This window comes from Akkermansia biwaensis, from assembly GCF_026072915.1.
Taxonomy (GTDB): domain Bacteria; phylum Verrucomicrobiota; class Verrucomicrobiia; order Verrucomicrobiales; family Akkermansiaceae; genus Akkermansia; species Akkermansia biwaensis.
In genome coordinates, this window is the sequence record NZ_AP025943.1 from 2832656 (window position 1) to 2853155 (window position 20500).

A 20500-nucleotide genomic window follows, 5' to 3' on the forward strand; every position below is an offset into this window, starting at 1 on the left:
ATGCACATCACGGACGGTTCCGGCACTTCCGGCATATCCCGCGCATTCATCCTCGGCGCCGGACTGGGCACCCGCCTGCGGCCCCTGACCGATATACTGCCCAAGCCGCTGATTCCCTTCTTTCATGAACCGCTCGTCCTGCACGCGATGCGCCGCTGCCACGAATGCGGCATCCGTGAATTCATCATCAACACCCACCATCTGGCGGACGCGTGGGACAGGGTTTTTCCGGAACGCTCCTGGAACGGCTGTCCCGTGCATTTCAGCCATGAGGCCGTGCTGCTGGATTCCGGCGGCGGCGTCAAGAAAATAGAACCCTGGGCCGCTGCGGACGAACCGCTTCTGGTGATGAACGGAGACACCGCCGCCACCTTCGACCTGCACCGCGTGATAGCCGCCCACATGGAACGCCGCCCTGCCGTTACCCTGGCGCTCCGGACGGACGGAGACAAGCGGAACGTGGGGTTTGACGCCTCTTCCGGCCTGGTGACGGACATGAGGCACGCGCTGGGGCGGGATCCGGGAGCCTGCCAGTTCACCGGAGCGTACTGCATGGAGCCGGAAGTGTTCGGACGCATTCCCACGGACGAGGCCGTTTCCATCATTCCCGTCTTCCTGGACTACATCCGGGAAGGCCGCCTGCACGGAATTCTGGCGGACGACGGCCTGTGGATGGACATGGGAACGCCGGAATCCTACCTGCAGGCCCACCTGGACTTTCCCTCCCCCCTGCCGCGCATCCATCCGGAAGCGGAAATCTCCTCCGGGTCTTCCGTGGACGCCGCCTGCGTGGTCGGCCCCGGCGCCGTTGTGGAGGAAAACTGCCGTTTGAACGGCTGCATCGTCTGGCCCGGTGCCCGGGTTCCCGCGGGAACCCGGGCGGAACGCCGCATTTTTTATCTTTCCCGCTGATTGCTCCCATGATGAACATTTTCCGCCTCCTTGCCCTGCTCCTGTGCGTTTCCAGCCTTGTCCACGCGGAACACCGCGTCTTTACGAAGAAGGACGGCTTCCTCTCCATGAAGGACAAGCTGAACGTGTACTTTTTCCGGTCGGACACGCACCGCCTGCTGGTGCGCGACGAAGGCAGCGTGAAAACTCCCCGCTATGGCTCTCTGGACAAGGCCATGCGCAGAAGCCCGTGCGTAGCCGGGGTGAACGGCGGCTTCTTCGGCGCGGATGCGGCGGGAACTCCCCTGGGGCTGGTCGTCCAGGACGGCAAACGCCTTTTCCCGCTGGCCTCCGGCTCCTTTGCCGTGTCCGGAGTCGTTTACTCCGGAGGCAAAAACGGCCTGGAACTGGTGCGCAGCTCCGTTCTTAAACGGATGAAAAGCCTCCCCACCATGCAGGCCGCCATCCAGGGCGGCCCCTTTCTGGTGGAAAACGGAACGGCCGTCAAAGGCCTGAACGCGGAAAAATCCACCTACCGCACCTTCATTGCCACGGACGGCGGCAAACGGTGGTGCATCGGCGTTTCTTCCTCACTGACGCTGAAGGAACTGGCGGCATGGCTGTCCATTCCGGGCGCTCTGGGCGACTTCAAGGTAAAGACGGCGCTGAACCTGGACGGAGGTGCCTCCTCCGCCTTCTGGTGCCATGAGTCCGGCATCTCCTACCCTTCCTTCAAGCAGGTCAGGAATTATCTGGGGGTGGCTCCCCTCTCCGGTCGGTAAACGCCGTTGTGCACGCCTTCCCTTACCGCTCCGCGCCCGGACGCCAGAATCCTGCGCACCAGCAGGGCCAGGAAAAGCAGGAAACAGGCCGGAACGGCCCAGTCCCCCAGCATGGCGTACAGGGTCACCTCCGTGCAGCCGGCGGGAAGCGTGGCGGTCATCACGCCCCTGGTGAAGGGGGAGCCGGAGGCATCCCGCAAATCCGCGATCACGGCCCCGTTGGGGGCCAGGGCCACGCTGACTCCCGTATTGGCTGCCCGGACCATGGAACGGCGCAGCTCCATGCACCGGAAGGCCGCGTTGCGCCAATGCTGTTCGTTCGCCCAGGAGCGGTTGAACCATCCGTCATTGGTCACGTTCACCAGTACCTGGGGCTCCGGCCGCACGAAGCGGCGCACCCAGCTTCCCACCACGTCTTCAAAACAGACCAGCGGAATCACCCCCACCTTCACGGAACTGCCGGGGCGGATGGGCACCGGGACGGGATCGGAGGAAGTGCCCGGCGTGTAATTCATCCCCATGGCCGTTCCGGCGGAGGCCTCAAAAGCTTTTTCCAGAAACGGGAACGTCTCCCGCATGGGAATGTATTCCCCGAAGGGAACCAGAACGGCCTTGGCGAAAGGAACGGCCGTGGAATAGTCCCCTTCAAACACGGTCAGGCAGTTGTAGGCGCGCGCCACGCGGCCTTCGTCGGAAAGGTAGATATCGTCCGTGCCCGTCAGCAGGATGAAATCGCAGACCCTGTCGCGAATGGCCTGGACGTACTCTTCCTCCGTGCTCAGGAAATTGACGTTGTCCTGCCCCGGAAACCTTTCTCCCGTGGAATCCCGGTAAAACGTGGAGATGGGGAAGGAACTCTCCGGCCAGATCACCCAGGCGGGCATTTCCAGGGAGGTCTCCGTCCCTTCCCGGGCGGACCGTTCCAGCGCTTTTTCCTGGAGTTCCAGCATCCCCTGCTCCGTCGTCTCCAGTAATTCCCGGTAAATGTTTTCCCTGTTGGCCGCATCCCACTTTTCCTTCTGGCTCAGGTTTAACTGGACAGTCATGACGGGAATGGTGAAAGCCCCGTTTCCGGTGGAAACGTCGGAAAGGGGCGCGTAGCGCGCCGTCCACTGCACGCCGATGACGAACATGCCCAGCAGAACCGCCACCAGCATGAAGAAATCCCACGGCACGGACCTTCTGCCTTCATGCATCACCATGGTTCCCGCACGGCGGCAGACGCGCCACAGCCAGATGGAAAACACGGCGGGGATGAAAGCCAGGGCCGTCACGCCGAAGTATTCCGCCCATTGGGCCAGGGGATTCCCGTACAGGGCCACCCCCAGGTTGTTCCAGTTGAAGCCCGGGATCAGCCAGCCCCGCAGCCATTCCAGGCATACCCACAGGGAGGCCCCCGCCAGAGCCGCTGCGGCACTGGGCGCCATGTCGCGCGTGGCCCACTCCTTCCAGGCGCGCCTGCGTTCCGCGGGCGGAAGCTGCGCGTCAGGCAGCGGGAGCCGTGCCGGACGGAACCGGGTTCCCATCACCAGGCCCCAGATGCCGGGAAACAGGCCCCCGTAAAAAAGAATCAGCGGGATGTAGCCGAGCGTGCTCACCTCATTGATCCACCACAGGGAAATGCCGAAAAACACGACTCCGCACGTCCACCCGTACAGGAAATACGCCAGGGCGCCGCGCTTCCCTTCGCGCCGGGGGCCGTACCACAGGGCCGTCAGCAGGGGCAGAAAAGCTATCCAGACGCAGCCGCTCCAGTCCACCGGAATAAAGGAACAGGCCATAAGCGCCCCGGAAAGGGCGGACAGCAGGAAGGCGGCCCACAGGGGGAGGGCGCGCGGGGTGGATCGTGGAACGGCGTGCATCGTGGAATAGGGAAAAAACAAAGCCTTTTCAGCGGAAAAGGCGCTCCGGCATTCTTCCTCATGCTGACTCATTCCTGCAACAAAAAAGATTGCAAAATTCAGTCAAATGCGGAAATAGTTAGCCCAGTTCATACAACCCATCCATACATATGGCAGATATAGACGAAAAGACACCATTAAACGTCCCCGGCAAGTTTTACGTGGACAGTTCCTGCATTGACTGCGACCTTTGCCGCGAAACCGCTCCGGAAAACTTTGGCCGCGACGAAGACGAAGGCGTATCCTACGTCAAGAAGCAGCCGGACAATGAAACCGAACTGGAAGCCTGCGTGGAAGCCCTGGAAGGCTGCCCTGTGGAAGCCATCGGCGACGACGGCGAATAACCATCTTCTTGCCACCTTACAGCGCCCGGGCTTGTGAACAGACACGCTCCGGGCGTTTTTCTTTAACCGGTCCTCTTTTTTCCCTTCCGCCCTTCCCCGTGATGATTCCGCCCTGGTCAGCCTACGTTCCCGACAGGGACCGTCCCGCCCCCCATGCCTCCCCCACCCGGTACGAATACCTTTCCCGGGACGAACAGGAGGTGCGGCAGGCCCTTGCGGACTGGTTCCAGGCCGTTCCGGTGTTCAGTGAAACGCGCAATGTCCACACGGCGGAATCCCTGCTGGGGGCCATCCTCTCCAAACTGCCCCTGGATGAAGAAGGCATGGACCCCGAACTTCTCCGGAAGGGGTGGATGGCCGCGGCGGGGCCGTTCCTGGGAAAGCAGGCCTGCCTGGTCTCCCTGGTCAAGGGAGTGGCGACCATCCAGGTGCTTCAACCGGCCATGAACTACCATCTCCAGCAGTGGCAGGGCGCCCTGCTGGGAAAATTGAGAGACCAGTTCGGCAAGGATGCCGTCCATTCCATCCGCATACGGATAGGATAAATTCGCCGCCGCACGGCGCTCCTTGTGACAATCTCCTGTCCTTCATTGCATTAGAGGAGCGGGAAATGCCTTTCAGGATTTGCAATCCGCTGTCAAACGGATTTTTCTCTTTCCTGATTTATGGTCAGGACTTTCCCGTTATTCTCCACAGTTTCCCCTCATGTGAAAGCGACAGAAAAGGGGATATTGAATATTTTTATCATTCTATAATGGTTAGTTAGTTATATGGTTTTTCTGTATTGGAGTTTCTTTAGCGGATTGCAAATCCTGTAGTTTCATGCCGAATAAAGCGAAATTCCCGTCATGGCGGCGTGGCCTTTTTGCTTTCCAACAACAACGACATACACATGAAAACATCCCTTTTCCTGGCATTATCCACAGCGGCGGCCCTGTCGGCGCATGGAGCGGAAATATGGAGTTCCTTGGACAGCATCATTCCGGAACTGAAGATGGAGGAAACCTCCATCTCCCGCATTGATTATTCTTCCGGAGGGGCTCTGATCGCGAACGGGGGGCCTTCCGCAAACGCGGTGCAGTCCGTCCTTGGAACCCTGGATGCGGGATGGTATTCCGGCAATAAGAATAACAATACCGGTACGCTTGCTTCCGTGACGGCGGACGGCACTACCAATCTGATTTCCGCCTCCGGCGCAGGAGGCGGATTTACAGCCGTCAAATTCCATGAATTGTCCGCCGACACCGTATCCGGATATGAAACCCTGAGGATTTCCTTTGATACAGGCGGTCTTTTCAACGCCAGCAGAACGGGACAGCCCCAGAATTTCAGCCTGTGGTACAGCTTGGGGGGCGAGGAAAATTCCCTTTTCCAGGTCGGTTCCACGATTTCCGGAATGGCGGGAAACGTCAGCAACAATTCCTATGGCTGGACAATTTCCAAAGACGAATACGGCGGCTTGTTTGATCAGGGAGCCGCCTTCTATCTGGTGATGAATACCGGCGTTCTTGACAACACCTACGCTTATCAGGAGCTTGCCGTAAAAAATTTCCGCATGGAAGGCCTTGCGGTCCCGGAACCTTCCTCCGCCGCTGTCACGCTGCTCGGTCTGGGAGCTTGTATCTTCAGAAGAAAGAGAAGGTGAGGCAACAAAAAAGACCAGTGCTCCGAGCCATTTAAAGTTTGATGAAAGAAAGTCTTTTATTTAAGTGTAATATTATTATGCGACTAACCCTCTCCCTCCTTTTGCTGGCATCAGGCTTGATGCTTTGTTCTCCTGCTTCCTACGGAGACTGGACTTCCCCGCACCCCCTCCAGCAGGAAAAAAACGCGCCGGTTCCTCTCATTCCCTTCCCGTCCCAGGTAGACTGGAAGACGGGGACATGCCCTAAAAAGGCTCCCGTTTCCGTGAAAAAGAATGCGGCCCTGGCCAAGACGCTGGGCAAGGAAGGCTACGAGCTCCAGGTCCGTCCCGACGGCATCCAGATCAGGGCCGCTACCGATACAGGCGTTTTTTATGCCCGCCGGACGCTGGACCAGTTGGGCGCCAAGGGGGATTATCCGTGCTGCGACATCAAGGACAGCCCGGCGTTCGCCATCCGCTGCTTCATGCATGACGTGGGCCGCAATTTCCGGCCTATTGAGACGCTCAAGGCGGACATTGACGAGATGGCGCGGCTGAAGCTGAACGCCTTCCACTGGCACCTGACGGACTACCCCGCATGGCGCATCCAGTGCAAGAAGTATCCCATTTTGAATGATCCCTCCAAGAGGATCAAGGGCCGGGACGTCAACGATACCTACACCTACGACCAGATACGGGACCTGTTCCGCTACGCCAGGAAGCGCCATATCCAGATCATCCCGGAAATAGACATGCCGGGACACAGCACCTATTTCAAGAACTGCTTCGGCTTTCCGATGCACGATCCCAGAGGCATCAAGATTCTGGAAGAGCTACTGGAAGAATTCTGCCGGGAAATTCCGGTGGAAATGTCCCCCTACCTCCACATCGGCGCGGATGAAATCCACATCCCCAACGGGAAGCAGTTTGCGGACCGGATGGCAGCCAAGGTCAAATCTTTGGGACGCCAGCCCATCCAGTGGGCGGGCAATAACGACCTGCCCGTTTCCGGAGACAGCTACGCCCAGTTGTGGAATGACGAGAATTCCGTAGGCCTGCCGAATCCCGCCAAACAGAAAAACCCCTATTTTGATTCCACGGCAGGCTACATTAATTCCTTTGACCCCGGCATTCTGGTGCGCAGGAATTTCTTCCGCCAGCCCTGCGGAACGGCCAAGAGCGATGACCATTCCCTGGGCGTCATTCAGTGCCTGTGGCCGGATACCCGGGTGGAAGACAAGAAGAACATTCCCATCCAGAGCCCCCAGTGGCCGGCCATGTTCGCCATGGCGGAACGCAGCTGGAAGGGCATTCCGGAGGATGGCTCCCGCTTTGCCGGCAAATTGCCGGAAAAGGATACGGAGGCTTACCAGGCCTTCTCCCTGTTTGAAAAACGCATGGAAGCCCTGGCCGGAAACAAGCCCTTCCCCTACTGGCGGGATTCCTTCGTGGAATGGACCGTGTTCGGTCCCGTTCCAAAGGGCAGGCAGGAAGAAGTGAGGAACGACCTGCTGGCGGGAAAATCCCCTGCTGGACTGGAACCTGTCCAGGCGCGCGGAGGCAATCTGTATTTCCGGACCCGCGCTGGTGCGGAAGGGCTGTTCTCCAAAACGAATCCGAGGAATACCGCCTGGGCGAAGACGACTTTTTACGCTCCCAAGGCGGGCACCATGTACGCCATGGTAGGATTTGACGCTCCGGCACGCTCCACGCGGCGCTGTTCCGGAGTTCCGGCTGCCGGGGAATGGTCCCAGTGCGGCACCAGGATATGGGTGAACGGCAAGGAAGTGAAAAACCCCCAGACTTATAAACTGGCGGGCCAGCGGCGTTATGAAAAGCACACCTGGAATTCTCCCGATAATGAAATATCCTTTGACAATGAGGAGTTCTGGTGGGCACGTCCTCCGATTCCCTTCCAGGTCAAGGCCGGGGAAAACACCATCCTGATTGAACAGCCGTACACGGGGAATTTCCAATCCTGGGGCGTCAGCTTCATTCCGGTGAAAAAATCGGGAGACCGCTGGATTGCCGATCCGAGCTATTATCTCAAGAACAAGGGAGAAAAATAGAATTCCGTCTTCCCACAGCAATGAGAGGTAAACATTTATTCCCACTTCTGGCTCTCCTGCTGGCGGTTCCCTTTTCCGCGGCGGCCCAGCGCCCCAACGTCATCCTCATCCTGATGGACGACATGGGCTGGGGGGACCTGCCCGCCTACCAGGACCAGCGCATGAAGGAAGGGCTTCCCGCCATGGACAATCCGGGCCTCAGGACGCTGGCCCGGGAGGGAATGACGCTGACGCGCCACTACTCCTCCGCTCCGCTTTGTGCCCCGGCCCGCGGTTCCCTGTTTACGGGCGTGCACCAGGGCCATGCCAAGGTAATCCGGGACAGGTCCTTTGACCTGCCCATTGAAGACGCCCCCACCCTCGGCACCGTCATGCAGTCCGCCGGGTACAAGACCGCCCTCATCGGCAAATGGGGAATAGGCGGGGGCCGGGAGCATGCGGGGACACCGCAGGAATCCACGGCCTACCCCACCAGGCGCGGCTTTGACTACTACTTCGGCTACCTGGACCACGTCAGCGGCCACCACCATTATCCCAAGGAAGACCCCAATCCCATTTCTCCCACCAAGAAGAGCGGTATCTGGGACGGAGACAAGTGCGTCACGGCGGACTGCGACAAGGCGTACTCCGTAGACCTGCTGACGGCCCGCGCCAAAAAGTGGATTGTGGACACGCACCGCCAGAATCCCCGCCAGCCCTTCTTTCTGGCGTTGACCCACATCGCGCCCCATTCCCAGCTTCAAATACCCACCGGCCCGTATCCAGAAGGCCGCGGGGTGAAAGGGGGCGTTCAATGGCTGGGGAAGCCCCACAAGCTGGTCAACACGGCGGAAGGCAAGATCAACTCCTACATCTACCCGCGGTATGCCGACAAGAAGTGGCCCATGGCGCAGAAGAGGTACGCCACCATGATCGCGCGGCTGAGCGATTCTTTTGAAGACCTCATCCAGACCCTGAAGGATCTGAACATTGACAAAAACACGGTCATCATCATGACGTCGGACAACGGCCCCCATGATGAAGGCGGCCAGAATCCGCAGTTTTTCCGCAATTACGGACCTTTTGACGGCATCAAGCAGGATGCGTGGGAGGGCGGCTTCCGCGTTCCCACCATCGTACGCTGGCCCGGACACGTTCCGGCCGGTTCCGTAAACGACCATCCTTCCCAGTTCCACGACTGGATGGCGACGCTGGCCGCCATCGGCGGCGTCAGGGCTCCCTTCCGCAGCGACGGCGTTTCCCTGCTTCCCACCCTGTTGAACAAGGGGACCCAGCCGGACGGCCGACTGTACATGGAATACAGCGCCAAGATGTCCCAGAGCAAGAAGACGACGCCCGGCTACAAGGACTTTCTCCCGTCCAGAAGGAACGCCGTCCGGGGCGACGAGCAGATGGTTTACATCGGCAAATACAAGGGAGTGCGCACCAACATCCAGTCCCATGCGGACTTGTTCGAAATTTACGATACAGTGAAGGATCCGGCGGAACGCCATGACCTGAAGGACACGCCGGAAGGCAAAAAGATGCAGCCTATCATGCACGGCAAAACGCTGAGAATGAGGCGTATTTATGATTATACCCATCCGGAGCGCGGCACCTTTGCCCAGAGGCCCTATGACGAAGAGCCTGTTCCGGCCCTCAGGAAGGAGGAAATGCCCGGAAAACTGGTTCCCCTGACGGCGCAATCCGCCCAGGGCATCCGCCGAAAGGACGGCAGCATGAAGAGAGTGCTCTACCTGAATGTTCCGGAAACGGGGAAATACACCTTCTTCATGAAAACCCCGGCGGAAAAGAATGCCAGGGCATTTGTCAGGCTGCACGACATGCACCTGCTGGACGCGGATTACCATTACAAGCCGGGAACGGAAGTCTCCTCCTCCATGGGGGAACGTACCACGGAAAACGATCCCGCCCGCACAGGGTTGAAGCCCGTGCCGCTGGAGAAAGGCTGGCATCCCTTCATCATTGAAACGGAAGGCTTCTCCGGCCTTCCCCTCTTCTTCTGGCAAAAGGAAGGCGGAGAAAAAAGGGAAATCCCTTCCCAATCCTTCTGCGTGGCGGGATAAAGCGGGAAATACGGGGAGAGAGCCGAGCCGTTGCTCCCCTCCTCATTTTCCCCCCGTCATCAGAACAAGCGCGCGCGGAGCGTACCTCCTGACCAGCAGGTAAATGCCCCGCGCCAGCATGTAAACGACGGGCACCAGGCACCACCATGCCCAAGGGGGCCATGGAGCCGTAAAGCGCGTCTCCACCCCCATCAGGGCAATCAGCACGAAAATATGGGAGCAGTACACGAAGAAACTGCCGGAGGCCCACCCGGCCATGAGTCTTGACAGGCCGGGGCTGACGGCCTTCAGCACGATCCCGGAACTCAGGAACGCCAAGACGGTCAGTCCGGAAAAGGAGCCGTCCGGAAGAAGGAACGTATCCGCACAGCTGGCCCAGATGAGAGCCGCGCAGGCCAGCAGAATGGCGGCATGCATGGCCAGGGGAATCTTCTCCCAGCGGTTCAGACAGCCCGGTGCGGCGGAAGCCAGCATGATGCCGAGAGCAAAATCCCCGAACATGCAGGGACTGGGCCACGCCAGGGAATCATCCCACCTGTTCAGGAACAGGCAGAACAGGCCGAGCGTGTAAAGCGCCGGGCGGCACTTGACCAGCAGGAACGCCGCCAGGGTGAAAATCATCAAATCCCGCAGGAACCACATGGGTGTCAGCATGGGGCACGCGCCCAGGCCGAACACGGAAGCCAGGGACGCGGGGGAAACGGGCATGCCCGCCAGCAGCCAGTAAGCCGCGCACCAGAACAGATAGGGCCGCAGCAGGGACAGCAGACGCCTAGCCGTCCATCTCCCGGCCCCCTGCTCCTGGAGGCGCGCTGCGGAAAAATACCCGGCCAGCAGGAAAAACACGGCCAGCGCCGGACCGATCAGCCAATGGTTGGGGGGAAATCCTCCTCCCGGAACGTGCTGCATGATGACGCTTAATGTAGCCAGCAGGCGCGCAATCTCCACCCAGGGCAAACGGCCGGAGGGAGTGGCGCTGGGAGTGCGGGATGGCGTCATGGCGAGACCATTCTGGCGGAATCACGCCGTAAAAGCACTATTTTTCCTCCGAATCATGATGAAAATACCGCTCGCAGGACCGCCATGGCCCTTGACGAACGTTTCCGCGGCACCGCCTGAAATATAGAGGCGCCTTTCTTCCGTCGCTACAGTGCGGAACTTTCCGGGAAAACAGGTTTTACAAGGTTTTCTGCATGTAAACCACGCCGAACTGACGGTTTAACTTGGACCCGATGTTCCTGAGTTCGCCGCAAAAGGCAAATCCGTTATGGACATGTAATTTCAGGCTTACGCGGTTTCCAACGAAATTTCCGCAATGATGTTTTCCATGCCCATTTGCCTGGCGTCGGCCTCCAGTCGGTCAAAGCACAGTTTTCCCATGCCCTTCCCCGCATGCTCGCGCGCAATAAAAAGGTGATTTTGACCGTTTTCCAGAAACTCGCTGCAGGGGCATAGGCGCTCAGCCAGCAAAATTCGATGACGTTTCCTGCCGATGCGTCCACAACCGCATAAGCGGGATATCCGGCCGTCATTTCCAACAGCATGAAAAAAAAGCTCCCGGCAAAGGTGCATCCGCAAAAGCCGCCGTACCATTTTCAATATAATCATTGAAAATTTCCGTGACGGGCATGGCATTCTCCATTCCAGGCTTCTCGTATCTTGCCCGAATTCTGAAAACCTTTCCTGTGGAAATATGGGATTAAACAGGCACCAGCATCCGGGACAGCGCTTCCTTTGTCATCCGGCCTCCGTGAAGCGGAAGCAACTGCAGAGCACCAGAAACGGACCTTTCCGGGAAGGCTGGCCGCCCCTGGTCCGCATCAATAGCGCTTTCAATGTGCATGGCGTTTGCCGTGCGGGAACCGCCGTTCCTTATAGGCGCCTTCCCTCGCATATCCTCCGTTAACACGGCTACGGCCAAGTGGGGCCGTACGTCCGGCCGTCATCCCCCAAAAAATGGCTGTTTCCGAAAGGAACCAGCCATGGGAAAGGGATCCGGCAAGGGACTTGTTCATGAATAAAATCCGTTGTCCGGCTCCCGTTCCGGCTTTTTCCGCCTGAAACGCGGATGGCGGCAGCGATGAATCTGCGTGTCCGCATTAGCTTCTGAAAAATGGCGCGGATGGGACTCTTTCCGAGCTTCTCTGCGCAGAATTTCCAGAAAATCCTTCAGCGGCAATTCCATGTCCGCATCATGGCAGGCCAGCATGGCGGACAGGCGGACCTGCCCGTTGTCATAGTCCACGTACATGGCGAACAGCGTGGTCTGGTACAGATGCCACGGTTCTCCTTCCGCACCGTTTTCCAGGTGCGTGTTGATGGCTTCCAGAAGCCATGTGAGCGATTGTTCCAGCTCCAGGTTGTCCAGAACGTCCCGTATGAGGGACGTTGCCTGGCCGAAGCCGGTCACGCTTTCCAGTTGTCTTACCCTGTCGATCTTCATGTCTTGAATCTCCTTTCCGGTGTTTCCTTGTTTGGAGGGGCGGCGGACGGCTCTACCGCTCCGAGGGATTTAGACACTTTTTTTCAATAGTTTGTTCAATCTGGAAAAAACTTATTCAGTCTGCGGCAGCCTTGCCGATGTAGGGGAGGTCGCGGTACCGGTTGTCCAAGTCCATGCCGAACCCTACCAGGAAGTCGTCGCCCCAGGTAAAGGCTACATAATCCGCTTCAAAGGGAACCTTCCGGCAGCAGTGCTTGTCCACGGCCACAGCCGTCAATACGCGCTGCACACCCCTCTTTTTCAATTCTCCGCAAACGCCCGCCAGCGTCCTGCCCGTGTCCAGTACGTCATCCACCACCAGCACGGGGACGCCGGGCCGGAACGCGCCGCAATCCCCGCGCCACGCCACGGAGCCGGAACTTTCCATGCCGGAATAGCTGGATACCTTGACGGACCTCACTTCCGGGCGGGATTTCAAATGCTCCGCCAGCATGGACGCAAAGGGCACGGCCCCGTCCAGAAGCCGGAGCAGGACATAGGGGCGGTCCCCCATGTCGGCGTCAATGGAGGCGGCCAGTTCCCGCACGCGTGCGGCAATGGCCTGTTCCCCAATTAGCGGCGTAATGGTATAAGTCATGAAACGGAAGCAGGATAGCCTGCCCCGCGCGGGAAATCAATCCCGGAAGGGGAACGGAGACGGATGCGGGGAAGCCGGGGCATTCTTCCATGATTTCCCCGCAGCCGGAGGCAGGGGGGCCGGTCATTCCATCCGGCTGCGTTATTGCACCGCTTTCCGGCCTCCGGGCCGGACAGGCGGCCCGCCGGGATGCGGGAGGCCGCCCCTTCCCCGGAAGCTACCGGAAAAACGGCCTTCCCCGCACGGTAAAAGCTCTTGCGTCACAGGGATTTTTCTGCATAATCGCCCGGCAAGAATGACGGAAAAACCCATACAACTTGGCCTGGCCGGGCTGGGTACGGTCGGTTCCGGCGTTTATGAGACGCTGTACCGCAACCACTCCCTGCTGGAAGCGCGGAGCAAGATCCCGTTCAGGATCAAGCGCATTGCCGTGCGCAACCTGAACAAGCACAGGGAAACCGCCGTTCCGGAAGAATTGCTGACCGACGACTGGCACGAGCTGGTGGGGGACCCGGAAATAGACATCATCATTGAACTGATCGGGGGCACCCGGCAGGCCTATGACCTGGTGACGACGGCCCTCCGCGCGGGCAAGCCCGTGGTGACCGGCAACAAGGCCCTGCTGGCCGAATACGGCGCGGAGATTTTCAAGCTTTCCGCGGAGATGGGCACGCCCATCTACTTTGAGGCTTCCGCCGGGGGGGGCATCCCCATCATCCAGAGCCTCCAGAATTCCCTGATCTGCAACCACATCAATTCCATCGTGGGGATCATCAACGGGACTTCCAACTACATTCTTTCCGCGATGGGGGAACACGGGGCCGACTACGAGGACGCCTTGGTGCAGGCCCAGAAACTGGGATTTGCGGAGGAAGACCCCTCCCTGGACGTCAACGGCTGGGACGCCGCCCACAAAGCCCTCATTCTGGCCACCCTGGCCTACGGCACCACCATCTCCCCGGACAAAATTTACGTCAGCGGCATTGAAAACATCACCAGCCGGGATTTCGAATTCGCCAAAAAACTGGGGTACACCATCAAGCTGCTCGTGGTCATCCGCTACCATGAAAACCAGGAAGACGCGCTGGAACTGCGCGTACAGCCCTGCTTTGTCCATGACTGGCACATCCTGGCTTCCGTCAACGGCGTGTTCAACGCCATTTCCGTGAACGGGGACATTGTGGGGGAAACCTTGTTCTACGGCCGCGGAGCGGGCAAGAATCCCACGGCCTCCGCCGTGATCAGCGACGTGATTACGGCCATGCGCGAAAGCCGCTACCCGGAATTCCACACGGGGTTCACCCCTTACGCCAAATCCTGCGGCGTGATGCATATCAACGACACCACGACGCCGTACTACGTGCGCTTCCAGGTGGCGGACCAGCCCGGCGTGATTGCGGAAATAGCCCGCATCCTGGCCACCTTCGGCATCGGCATCTCCGCTACGTCCTCCGCACCCAGCCACATCGACGAAGACGGCGTGGCGTGGAACGACCTGGTATTCATCCTCCATACCTGCCCGTGGGGCCAGCTCCAGATGGCGCTGGAGGAAATTGCCCAGATTTCCTTCGTGGCGCCGGAAGCCCGCGTGCTGCGCATCGAACACCTTCTTCCTCAATCCTAACCTACATCATCCTGTTACATGGCACTTATCGTTCAAAAATTCGGAGGCTCCTCCGTGGGCACCATTGACCGCATCCGCAATGTGGCGCGCCGCATCCATGAGACCGCCGGAGACGGCAACCAGGTAGTGGCCGTCGTCTCCGCCATGAGCGGCGTGACGGACAAGCTGATCGGCCTGGCCAGGGAACTGTCCGCCTCCCCCTCCGAACGCGAGCTGGACGTCCTGATGGCTACCGGGGAACAGCAGTCCATCGCCCTGCTCTGCATGGCCCTGCATGAACTGGGAGACAAGGCCGTGTCCTTCACGGGAGCCCAGGCGGGCATTACCACCTTCGGCTCCCACACCCGCGGCCGCATCCACAAAATTGACCCGGAACGGATGAACAAATGCCTGATGGAAGGCAACATCCTCATCTGCGCCGGCTTCCAGGGCGTGACGGAGGAAGGCATGGTCCAGACGCTGGGCCGCGGCGGCTCGGACCTTTCCGCCATCGCCATCGCCGCCGCTCTGAAGGCGGACGTGTGCCAGATTTTTACGGATGTGGACGGCGTGTACACCTGCGACCCCCGCGTGGTGAAGGACGCCGTGAAGATACAGACCCTTTCCTACGACGAAATGCTGGAAATGGCATCCAGCGGTTCCAAGGTGATGCAGTCGCGCTCCGTGGAATTCGCCAAAAAATTCGGCGTCGTCTTTGAAGTTCGCAACTCCATGAACAATAACCCCGGTACCATCGTGCAAGAAGAAACTCCCTCCATGGAAGCCGTCGTCATCCGCGGCATCTCCATCGACCGCAACCAGGCCCGCCTCACCATCACCGGCATTCCGGACAAAATCGGCTATACGGCCAGGATTCTGGGCGCCCTGGCAGAGGCGGAAATCAATTTGGACATGATTCTGGCCAACACCGCCCATGACGGCTACGTCCGCCAGTCCTTCACCATGCCCGCCAACGAACTGGGCCGCGCCCAGGCGGCGCTCAAACCCGTGACGGCAGCGCTGGGCCCCGATGTGAAAGTGGAGACGGAAGCCGGACTCGCCAAGCTTTCCCTGGTGGGTATCGGCATGCGTTCCCATTCCGGCGTGGGTGCCACCGCGTTCAAGGCCCTGGCGGACGCCAACATCAAGACCGGCATGATTTCCACGTCGGAAATCAAGATCGCCGTGATGGTGGACGAGTCCGACATCGACGAGGCGGCGCGCGTCGTCCACAAGGCATTCAACCTGGGCGGCCAGAATTAACCAGTCCCCCCTTTCCCTGTTCCAGGCCGGTTCGCTTGCGCGGCGGACCGGCCTTTTCTTTCTTGCCATTTCATCCCTTTTCATCCCGTTCCCTGCGGATTCCCGCACACCTGATGAAGAAAAGCGCCCCTTTTCAACGAATGGCAGGAGTGATGACGTCAAGGGCAGAATCCGCCGCCATGTGCCTCATGTTGCGGCGGAAGAAGAGAATGAGCAGAGAAAAAAGGAGAGTTTCCAGCCTGATTTCCGGCGGCATCGTTCGTCTGACGGCCCTTCCGCAAGCACCGCCGCGCCATGCCGATGCGTTATATGGGTCTGCCGGAAATGTACAAAAGGAGGGGAGGCGGGAAAGCGGATGACTTCCTCCCCGGTTTATGCGATCATTGGCACAGGAAAGAGATGAGTACCGAATTTGTGAACCTGACGGCGGAAAACCTTCCCCATGAACATTTATGCTGCATTATCCGCAGCAAGAAGTTCCATCCGGGTATTGACGCCAAGCGGCAATGGCTTTCCGGCCGGCTGAAGGAGGGCCATGTCTTTAGAAAGTTGAATGAGAAGGCTACGGTTTTTATTGAATATGCTCCCTTGGAAACCGCCTGGGTTCCTATCATCGGCGACAATTATTATTATCTGTACTGCCTGTGGGTTTCCGGCAGCTGCAAAGGGAAAGGGTACGGAAAGGCGCTGATGGAGTATTGTCTGGCGGATGCCGGGAAAAACGGCAAATCCGGCATTTGCATGCTTGGAGCAACAAAACAGAAAGCCTGGCTTTCCGACCAGTCGTTTGCGAAGAAGTTCGGTTTTGAAGTTGCCGATACCGCCGGCAACGGGTATGAACTGCTGGCGCTTTCCCTGGACGGAACCCTGCCGAGCTTTTCCCAACGAGCTAAAAAACTGGAAATTGAAAGCAGGGAGCTGACCATTTATTACGATATGCAATGCCCGTATGTTTATCAAAACATCGGGATCATCAGGCAGTATTGTGAAACGAACGGGGTTCCCGTGTTTTTCATTCACGTGGATTCCCTGCAAAAAGCCAAGGAATTGCCCTGTGTTTTCAATAACTGGGCCGTGTTTTACAAGGGGAAGTTTGAGACGGTGAATTTGCTGCCGGATGTGGCCGCCTTAAAGAGAATACTGAAAAAGTAGTCTTGGAAAATGAACGTGCGGTTCCGTGTTTTTCCGGCGATTGCGGGATGATGCGGGCTTGCCGGAAACATCGGCCCCGGCCGCTGCTCTCCCGGAATAACGTGCCAGGAAGGGGAATGCGGCAAACATCCGCCATGCCGGAATACGGATTTCCCCGAAGTTGTGCCGCAAGCGGCCGTTTCCTCTCCTTTCCCCTCTATTGACGCCCCCGAATAAGTTTTTTTTCATCAGGGAAAGCAGAGGAAGAGGATGAGCGGGACGAACGGAACAGGCGGAAAAGGCGGCAGAATATGGAAAATGAAACCGCGGCGCTCCGGGAGAGCCGTTCCGGACTATCTTCTTCTTGCAGGCCGGGCCGCCGGGGGAGCGGGAGGTGCCGGGGCCTTCCCGCCGGAGAAGGGGGCAAAGCTCCAGTTCACGTTATTCAGGGGCCCTCTGCCGCGCACCTGGAACAGGCCGCGCGCCAGCAGGAAAACGGGCGAGGTGAGGAGCTGCGGAATGCCGCGGAACCCCATCTGGAAGTCGGAGTTGACCTGGAGGTCGGCCAGGCGTATCCATCCGCCGCCCTTCAGGGACAGGTTGCTGCCCGTGGCCACGAAGTTGTTTGTACGGATGTAGCCTTTTTCTATGGAAAAGTCGCAGTCGGCGCGGGTGAGCTTGTAGTTGATCAGGTGGCCCAGGCCGGGGATGTAATTGGCCAGGGCTTCCCCCAAAAAGCCGAAGATGGGGATTTCCACCAGGTTTCCGTGGACCAGCGCCGCTTCCCCCTTGGCCTGGATGCTGTTCATGTTGCCGCCCTTGGACGAAAATTCAATGGCTCCGTGCACGGTGGCCTTCTCCATTTTTTCCCCGTAGGATTTGCCGATGGCCGTCAGGTTCATGTCCTGGAGCACGAAGGAGCCGTTCAAGGCGTCCCCGCCGTCAATCTGCGCCAGCACGCGGCCGGTGAAGGAGCCTTCCCAGATGGTTCCCTGCAATTTGTCCACCACCACCCACTGCGGGGAGATGAGCACTTCCCCCTTCGTCCTGCCCAGGTCCAGCGTGGTTCCCAGGATTTTATAGCGGACGCGACCTGCGGAGGCGTCAAAGCGGATGCGCCCCTTCATCAGCTTCAGGTCGTCCCCCATCGGGAACATGCCGCCGCCGGAAAGCGTCACGGGGCGCGTGAAGACGAATTCCCGGAGCACCTTCGCGGCGTCGTCCGAGAACATGCGCAGCGTATGGGCCGGATAGGCCTGCCCTTCCAGGCCCAGAACCTCCACGGTGTCCGGGACAAAACGGAAGTCGATGCTTTTGGCCTTCAGGGAACTGTCCGCCGGACCGCCGGACAATCCGGCGGAGGAAAGATAGTCGGAGTTGGAGACCGTCAGCGCCACGTTGGTCAGGACCAGCTGGTCCGTCACCAGGTGGGCGTCCGCGCGGGCGGATTTGATTTCCACCCCCTTGTATTTGGTGTTGGCGACGGATACGACGGCCTCAATGTCGTAGGCCTTTTCCAGATTGTAAAGTCCCAACGTTCCCTGGAAGGAGAGGTTGATCCCGGAGTTGCCGTGGAAGGCGAAGCGCTCCATGAAGAAGTCGTCATCTTTCATTGCCATCAACTTGTCGATCGTGTCCAGGGGAACCGTGGACTGTCCCATCACGAACATCTGCCCGTCCAGGAAGCCGTTGGCAAAGAGTTCAAATTTCCCTTTTTCCAGTTCTATGCGGCAGTTCTGCACGAAGAGCTGGTTGGGCCTGTATTCCACCTCCAGGTCCGCCGTTTTCACGGGCACCTTGTTCCAGGCCAGGTTTTCCGCCTTGATGCGTGCGCGCACCAGGGTGGGTTCCACGGGTTTTCCTTCCGGAATGTCCAGCCTGCCGTGTACGCGGAGGGTCGCTTTTTCCGGAATCTTCAGTTCCTCCGGCACGGGAACGGATTTGCCGCCCAGGGCCACGAGAATTTCCGGCTTCAAGTCCGATTCCACCGTAAAGACAAGGTCCGTTCCCAGATAGCTGCCGTCCAGTTTCATCCGTCCGTCTTCACGCACCAGTTCCAGCAGCGTCACGTTGATGGATTTGCCGATCACTTCCACCTTGGCCGTGGCGGAATCGAATTCCACCCCCTGGTACGCCACGTCCCTGACGGCGGCGTCCAGTTTCAGGCGGTCCACGCGGACCGGGCCTGACCAGTCCACGCCCATGCGGAGCGTGCCCGCGGCGTTCAGTTCCGGGTCTCCGTTGATGACCAGGGTGGGCGGCAGTTCCACATCTTCCGGTGCCATGGACCGGGCCATGTTCAGCATGGCGTTCACGGGCAGCGTGCTGTGGATGTCCACCTTGATTTCTCCATCCACGCCCATCACCTTGCCGGAAAAGCTTCCGCCCTGGTGCCGTATGTCCAGGTCCGTCACGTAGAAGTTGCCGTTTTCATAGCTGAAATCCCCGGACGCCTTTGAAAATTTCTCTCCGAACACGGAGAAGGCCCCCATGGAGCCGGACCCCAGCAGCTTTACCTGGTCCACGCCTTCCCACCCTTCCGTGAACACCAGCCTGCCGGACATTTGAACGTGCGGCTCGCTCAGGAATTTCATTTCCCGCGGAACAAGGGATTCGTTGAGGAAGGATACCGTCCAGGACACGAGGGGGGCCGTGCTGGTGACGTCCCAGATCAGGGAGCGCTTTTTCAAATCCGCCTGAAGGGACAGCCTCATGAATCCCGCCGTTTCCGCATCCCTCATGGTGAAGCGCCTGGCCATGATGACGGAGTCCGAATAGTCGACGCTGAACATCAGGTCCTTGACACGAATTCTGCCGTATTGCAGTGAGGGGGCCTGAAAGTCCAGCCCCACGCGGATTCCGCCGCCCTTCATGTCGTCGCTCAGGTTGACGGCAAGCTGCGGCGGGGCGGATTCCGGCCACTTCACCCTGTCCAGGTATTCCAGCACGCGGTCAAGCTGCTTGCGGACGGCCGCCACGTCTCCGGGCGTCAGCACAAAGTCTCCGCCCTCCTCCTGCCCTGCGGGAAAGCTTCCCTGGGCGGTGACCCGTATTCCCTGCACCACGGCTTCCGCCTTCGTGAGGTCCACCATGCCGGGGCGGTTCAGGTCTATCTCCGCATTCAGCCCGGCGACGGAAAAGACCCGTTCCGGTCTTTCCTTATCCACCGGCATGCTGACGCTCAACCCCTCCACGTTCACCCTCTCCGGGTCCACCTGGCCGTCCAGCAGTTTTTTCCAGTTCAGGGAGATGTCCGCCTCATGAAGCCAGGCGATGGGACGGCGGTTTTCCGGAGGCGCTTCCGGGTCCAGCATTTCCACGTCCTTCAGCGTAACGACGGCCCGGGGCCAGATGCTGACTTTCAGCGTGCCGATGTTCACGGGCACCCCTTTTTCCAGCAGGGCCTGTTCCACGCGCACCACTACGAAAGAGGGAACGCCCCAGATGGAGACATAGCAAATGAAGCCAAACACCAGGGCGCACAGCAGAATAATCACGGTGGGGACCAACCCCCGGAGCCATCTCATGAATGTCGAACGAGCCATACGCCACTTGCCTTACTTGCACAGGTACCTGCCCATGCTACCTTAAAAGGAGAGACATTGCACCATCATTTTACGTTGGCAATTTATTTCGTATTCCGGACATGCACGGGGTTTTTCCATTAAAAACGGCGCCCGGCGAAGGGTTCCCGCTCCTGTCATCCGGCTTGAACAGGATGAAACGCCATCCAGTCAAACCTTTGC

At 59.1% G+C, this 20500-nt stretch carries 16 protein-coding genes; 10 read left to right on the top strand and 6 right to left on the bottom strand.

Annotated features, from left to right (window positions below; all coding sequences use genetic code 11):
• Positions 1-912, top strand: coding sequence for a nucleotidyltransferase family protein (locus tag OQH67_RS11685; protein WP_215433798.1), 912 nt, complete (start codon positions 1-3; stop codon positions 910-912).
• Between the two features lie 8 nt (positions 913-920).
• Positions 921-1673: a phosphodiester glycosidase family protein gene (locus OQH67_RS11690; RefSeq protein WP_215433796.1), complete on the top strand. Its 753-nt coding sequence runs from the start codon at positions 921-923 to the stop codon at positions 1671-1673.
• On the opposite strand, the gene lnt is transcribed toward OQH67_RS11690, so the two are convergent.
• Positions 1640-3607: an apolipoprotein N-acyltransferase gene (gene lnt / locus OQH67_RS11695; protein ID WP_215433789.1), complete on the bottom strand. Its 1968-nt coding sequence runs from the start codon at positions 3605-3607 to the stop codon at positions 1640-1642. The genes OQH67_RS11690 and lnt overlap by 34 nt on opposite strands.
• Positions 3608-3684: 77 nt before the next feature.
• On the opposite strand from lnt, the gene OQH67_RS11700 reads away from it, so the two are divergent.
• From OQH67_RS11700 to OQH67_RS11720, 5 genes are all read left to right on the top strand, one after another.
• Entirely contained in the window at positions 3685-3918 is a 234-nt protein-coding gene (locus tag OQH67_RS11700) for a ferredoxin (protein WP_067570353.1), read from the top strand.
• Positions 3919-4019: 101 nt separating this feature from the next.
• Complete coding sequence (locus tag OQH67_RS11705) at positions 4020-4463, top strand: DciA family protein (RefSeq protein WP_251828199.1); 444 nt, start codon at positions 4020-4022, stop codon at positions 4461-4463.
• Positions 4464-4810: 347 nt separating this feature from the next.
• The gene (locus OQH67_RS11710) at positions 4811-5563 is read left to right on the top strand and encodes a PEP-CTERM sorting domain-containing protein (RefSeq protein ID WP_215433782.1); all 753 of its coding nucleotides are present in this window, start codon (positions 4811-4813) and stop codon (positions 5561-5563) included.
• A 77-nt stretch (positions 5564-5640) separates the two neighbouring features.
• The gene (locus OQH67_RS11715) at positions 5641-7611 is read left to right on the top strand and encodes a beta-N-acetylhexosaminidase (RefSeq protein ID WP_215433779.1); all 1971 of its coding nucleotides are present in this window, start codon (positions 5641-5643) and stop codon (positions 7609-7611) included.
• A gap of 20 nt (positions 7612-7631) precedes the next feature.
• Positions 7632-9677, top strand: coding sequence for a sulfatase-like hydrolase/transferase (locus tag OQH67_RS11720; protein WP_215711740.1), 2046 nt, complete (start codon positions 7632-7634; stop codon positions 9675-9677).
• A 42-nt stretch (positions 9678-9719) separates the two neighbouring features.
• Here the strand turns inward: OQH67_RS11720 and OQH67_RS11725 are convergent, their stop codons facing one another.
• The 4 genes from OQH67_RS11725 to OQH67_RS11740 form a co-directional block, all read right to left on the bottom strand.
• Positions 9720-10676, bottom strand: a complete 957-nt coding sequence (locus tag OQH67_RS11725; protein WP_215433768.1) for an acyltransferase family protein — start codon at positions 10674-10676, stop codon at positions 9720-9722.
• A gap of 288 nt (positions 10677-10964) precedes the next feature.
• Positions 10965-11285 carry a GNAT family N-acetyltransferase gene (locus OQH67_RS11730; protein WP_215433766.1) on the bottom strand — a complete coding sequence of 107 codons (321 nt, stop codon included), beginning with the start codon at positions 11283-11285 and terminating at the stop codon, positions 10965-10967.
• 403 nt (positions 11286-11688) lie between these two features.
• A complete protein-coding gene (locus OQH67_RS11735; protein WP_215433764.1) occupies positions 11689-12120 on the bottom strand; it encodes a hypothetical protein in 432 nt (143 codons plus the stop codon).
• Between the two features lie 115 nt (positions 12121-12235).
• Positions 12236-12757 carry a phosphoribosyltransferase gene (locus tag OQH67_RS11740; RefSeq protein ID WP_215433762.1) on the bottom strand — a complete coding sequence of 174 codons (522 nt, stop codon included), beginning with the start codon at positions 12755-12757 and terminating at the stop codon, positions 12236-12238.
• A gap of 295 nt (positions 12758-13052) precedes the next feature.
• On the opposite strand from OQH67_RS11740, the gene OQH67_RS11745 reads away from it, so the two are divergent.
• The 3 genes from OQH67_RS11745 (at position 13053) to OQH67_RS11755 (ending at position 16775) form a co-directional block, all read left to right on the top strand.
• Positions 13053-14381, top strand: coding sequence for a homoserine dehydrogenase (locus tag OQH67_RS11745; protein ID WP_215433759.1), 1329 nt, complete (start codon positions 13053-13055; stop codon positions 14379-14381).
• 18 nt (positions 14382-14399) lie between these two features.
• Complete coding sequence (locus OQH67_RS11750; protein ID WP_130082750.1) at positions 14400-15623, top strand: aspartate kinase; 1224 nt, start codon at positions 14400-14402, stop codon at positions 15621-15623.
• A 399-nt stretch (positions 15624-16022) separates the two neighbouring features.
• Positions 16023-16775, top strand: a complete 753-nt coding sequence (locus OQH67_RS11755) for a GNAT family N-acetyltransferase (RefSeq protein WP_215433757.1) — start codon at positions 16023-16025, stop codon at positions 16773-16775.
• 332 nt (positions 16776-17107) lie between these two features.
• On the opposite strand, the gene OQH67_RS11760 is transcribed toward OQH67_RS11755, so the two are convergent.
• Positions 17108-20299: an AsmA-like C-terminal region-containing protein gene (locus OQH67_RS11760; RefSeq protein ID WP_215458912.1), complete on the bottom strand. Its 3192-nt coding sequence runs from the start codon at positions 20297-20299 to the stop codon at positions 17108-17110.
• Between the last annotated feature and the right edge of the window lie 201 nt (positions 20300-20500).

What these genes read in the sequence shown, in the direction of transcription:
- OQH67_RS11710 (WP_215433782.1), top strand. Translation starts at nt 4,811, where the DNA reads ATGAAAACATCCCTTTTCCTGGCATTATCCACAGCGGCGGCCCTGTCG.
- OQH67_RS11690 (WP_215433796.1), top strand. Translation starts at nt 921, where the DNA reads ATGATGAACATTTTCCGCCTCCTTGCCCTGCTCCTGTGCGTTTCCAGC.
- OQH67_RS11740 (WP_215433762.1), bottom strand. Translation starts at nt 12,757, where the DNA reads ATGACTTATACCATTACGCCGCTAATTGGGGAACAGGCCATTGCCGCA.
- OQH67_RS11720 (WP_215711740.1), top strand. Translation starts at nt 7,632, where the DNA reads ATGAGAGGTAAACATTTATTCCCACTTCTGGCTCTCCTGCTGGCGGTT.
- OQH67_RS11700 (WP_067570353.1), top strand. Translation starts at nt 3,685, where the DNA reads ATGGCAGATATAGACGAAAAGACACCATTAAACGTCCCCGGCAAGTTT.
- OQH67_RS11760 (WP_215458912.1), bottom strand. Translation starts at nt 20,299, where the DNA reads ATGGCTCGTTCGACATTCATGAGATGGCTCCGGGGGTTGGTCCCCACC.
- OQH67_RS11685 (WP_215433798.1), top strand. Translation starts at nt 1, where the DNA reads ATGCACATCACGGACGGTTCCGGCACTTCCGGCATATCCCGCGCATTC.
- OQH67_RS11715 (WP_215433779.1), top strand. Translation starts at nt 5,641, where the DNA reads ATGCGACTAACCCTCTCCCTCCTTTTGCTGGCATCAGGCTTGATGCTT.
- OQH67_RS11730 (WP_215433766.1), bottom strand. Translation starts at nt 11,285, where the DNA reads ATGATTATATTGAAAATGGTACGGCGGCTTTTGCGGATGCACCTTTGC.
- OQH67_RS11735 (WP_215433764.1), bottom strand. Translation starts at nt 12,120, where the DNA reads ATGAAGATCGACAGGGTAAGACAACTGGAAAGCGTGACCGGCTTCGGC.
- lnt (WP_215433789.1), bottom strand. Translation starts at nt 3,607, where the DNA reads ATGAGTCAGCATGAGGAAGAATGCCGGAGCGCCTTTTCCGCTGAAAAG.
- OQH67_RS11705 (WP_251828199.1), top strand. Translation starts at nt 4,020, where the DNA reads ATGATTCCGCCCTGGTCAGCCTACGTTCCCGACAGGGACCGTCCCGCC.
- OQH67_RS11755 (WP_215433757.1), top strand. Translation starts at nt 16,023, where the DNA reads ATGAGTACCGAATTTGTGAACCTGACGGCGGAAAACCTTCCCCATGAA.
- OQH67_RS11750 (WP_130082750.1), top strand. Translation starts at nt 14,400, where the DNA reads ATGGCACTTATCGTTCAAAAATTCGGAGGCTCCTCCGTGGGCACCATT.
- OQH67_RS11745 (WP_215433759.1), top strand. Translation starts at nt 13,053, where the DNA reads ATGACGGAAAAACCCATACAACTTGGCCTGGCCGGGCTGGGTACGGTC.
- OQH67_RS11725 (WP_215433768.1), bottom strand. Translation starts at nt 10,676, where the DNA reads ATGACGCCATCCCGCACTCCCAGCGCCACTCCCTCCGGCCGTTTGCCC.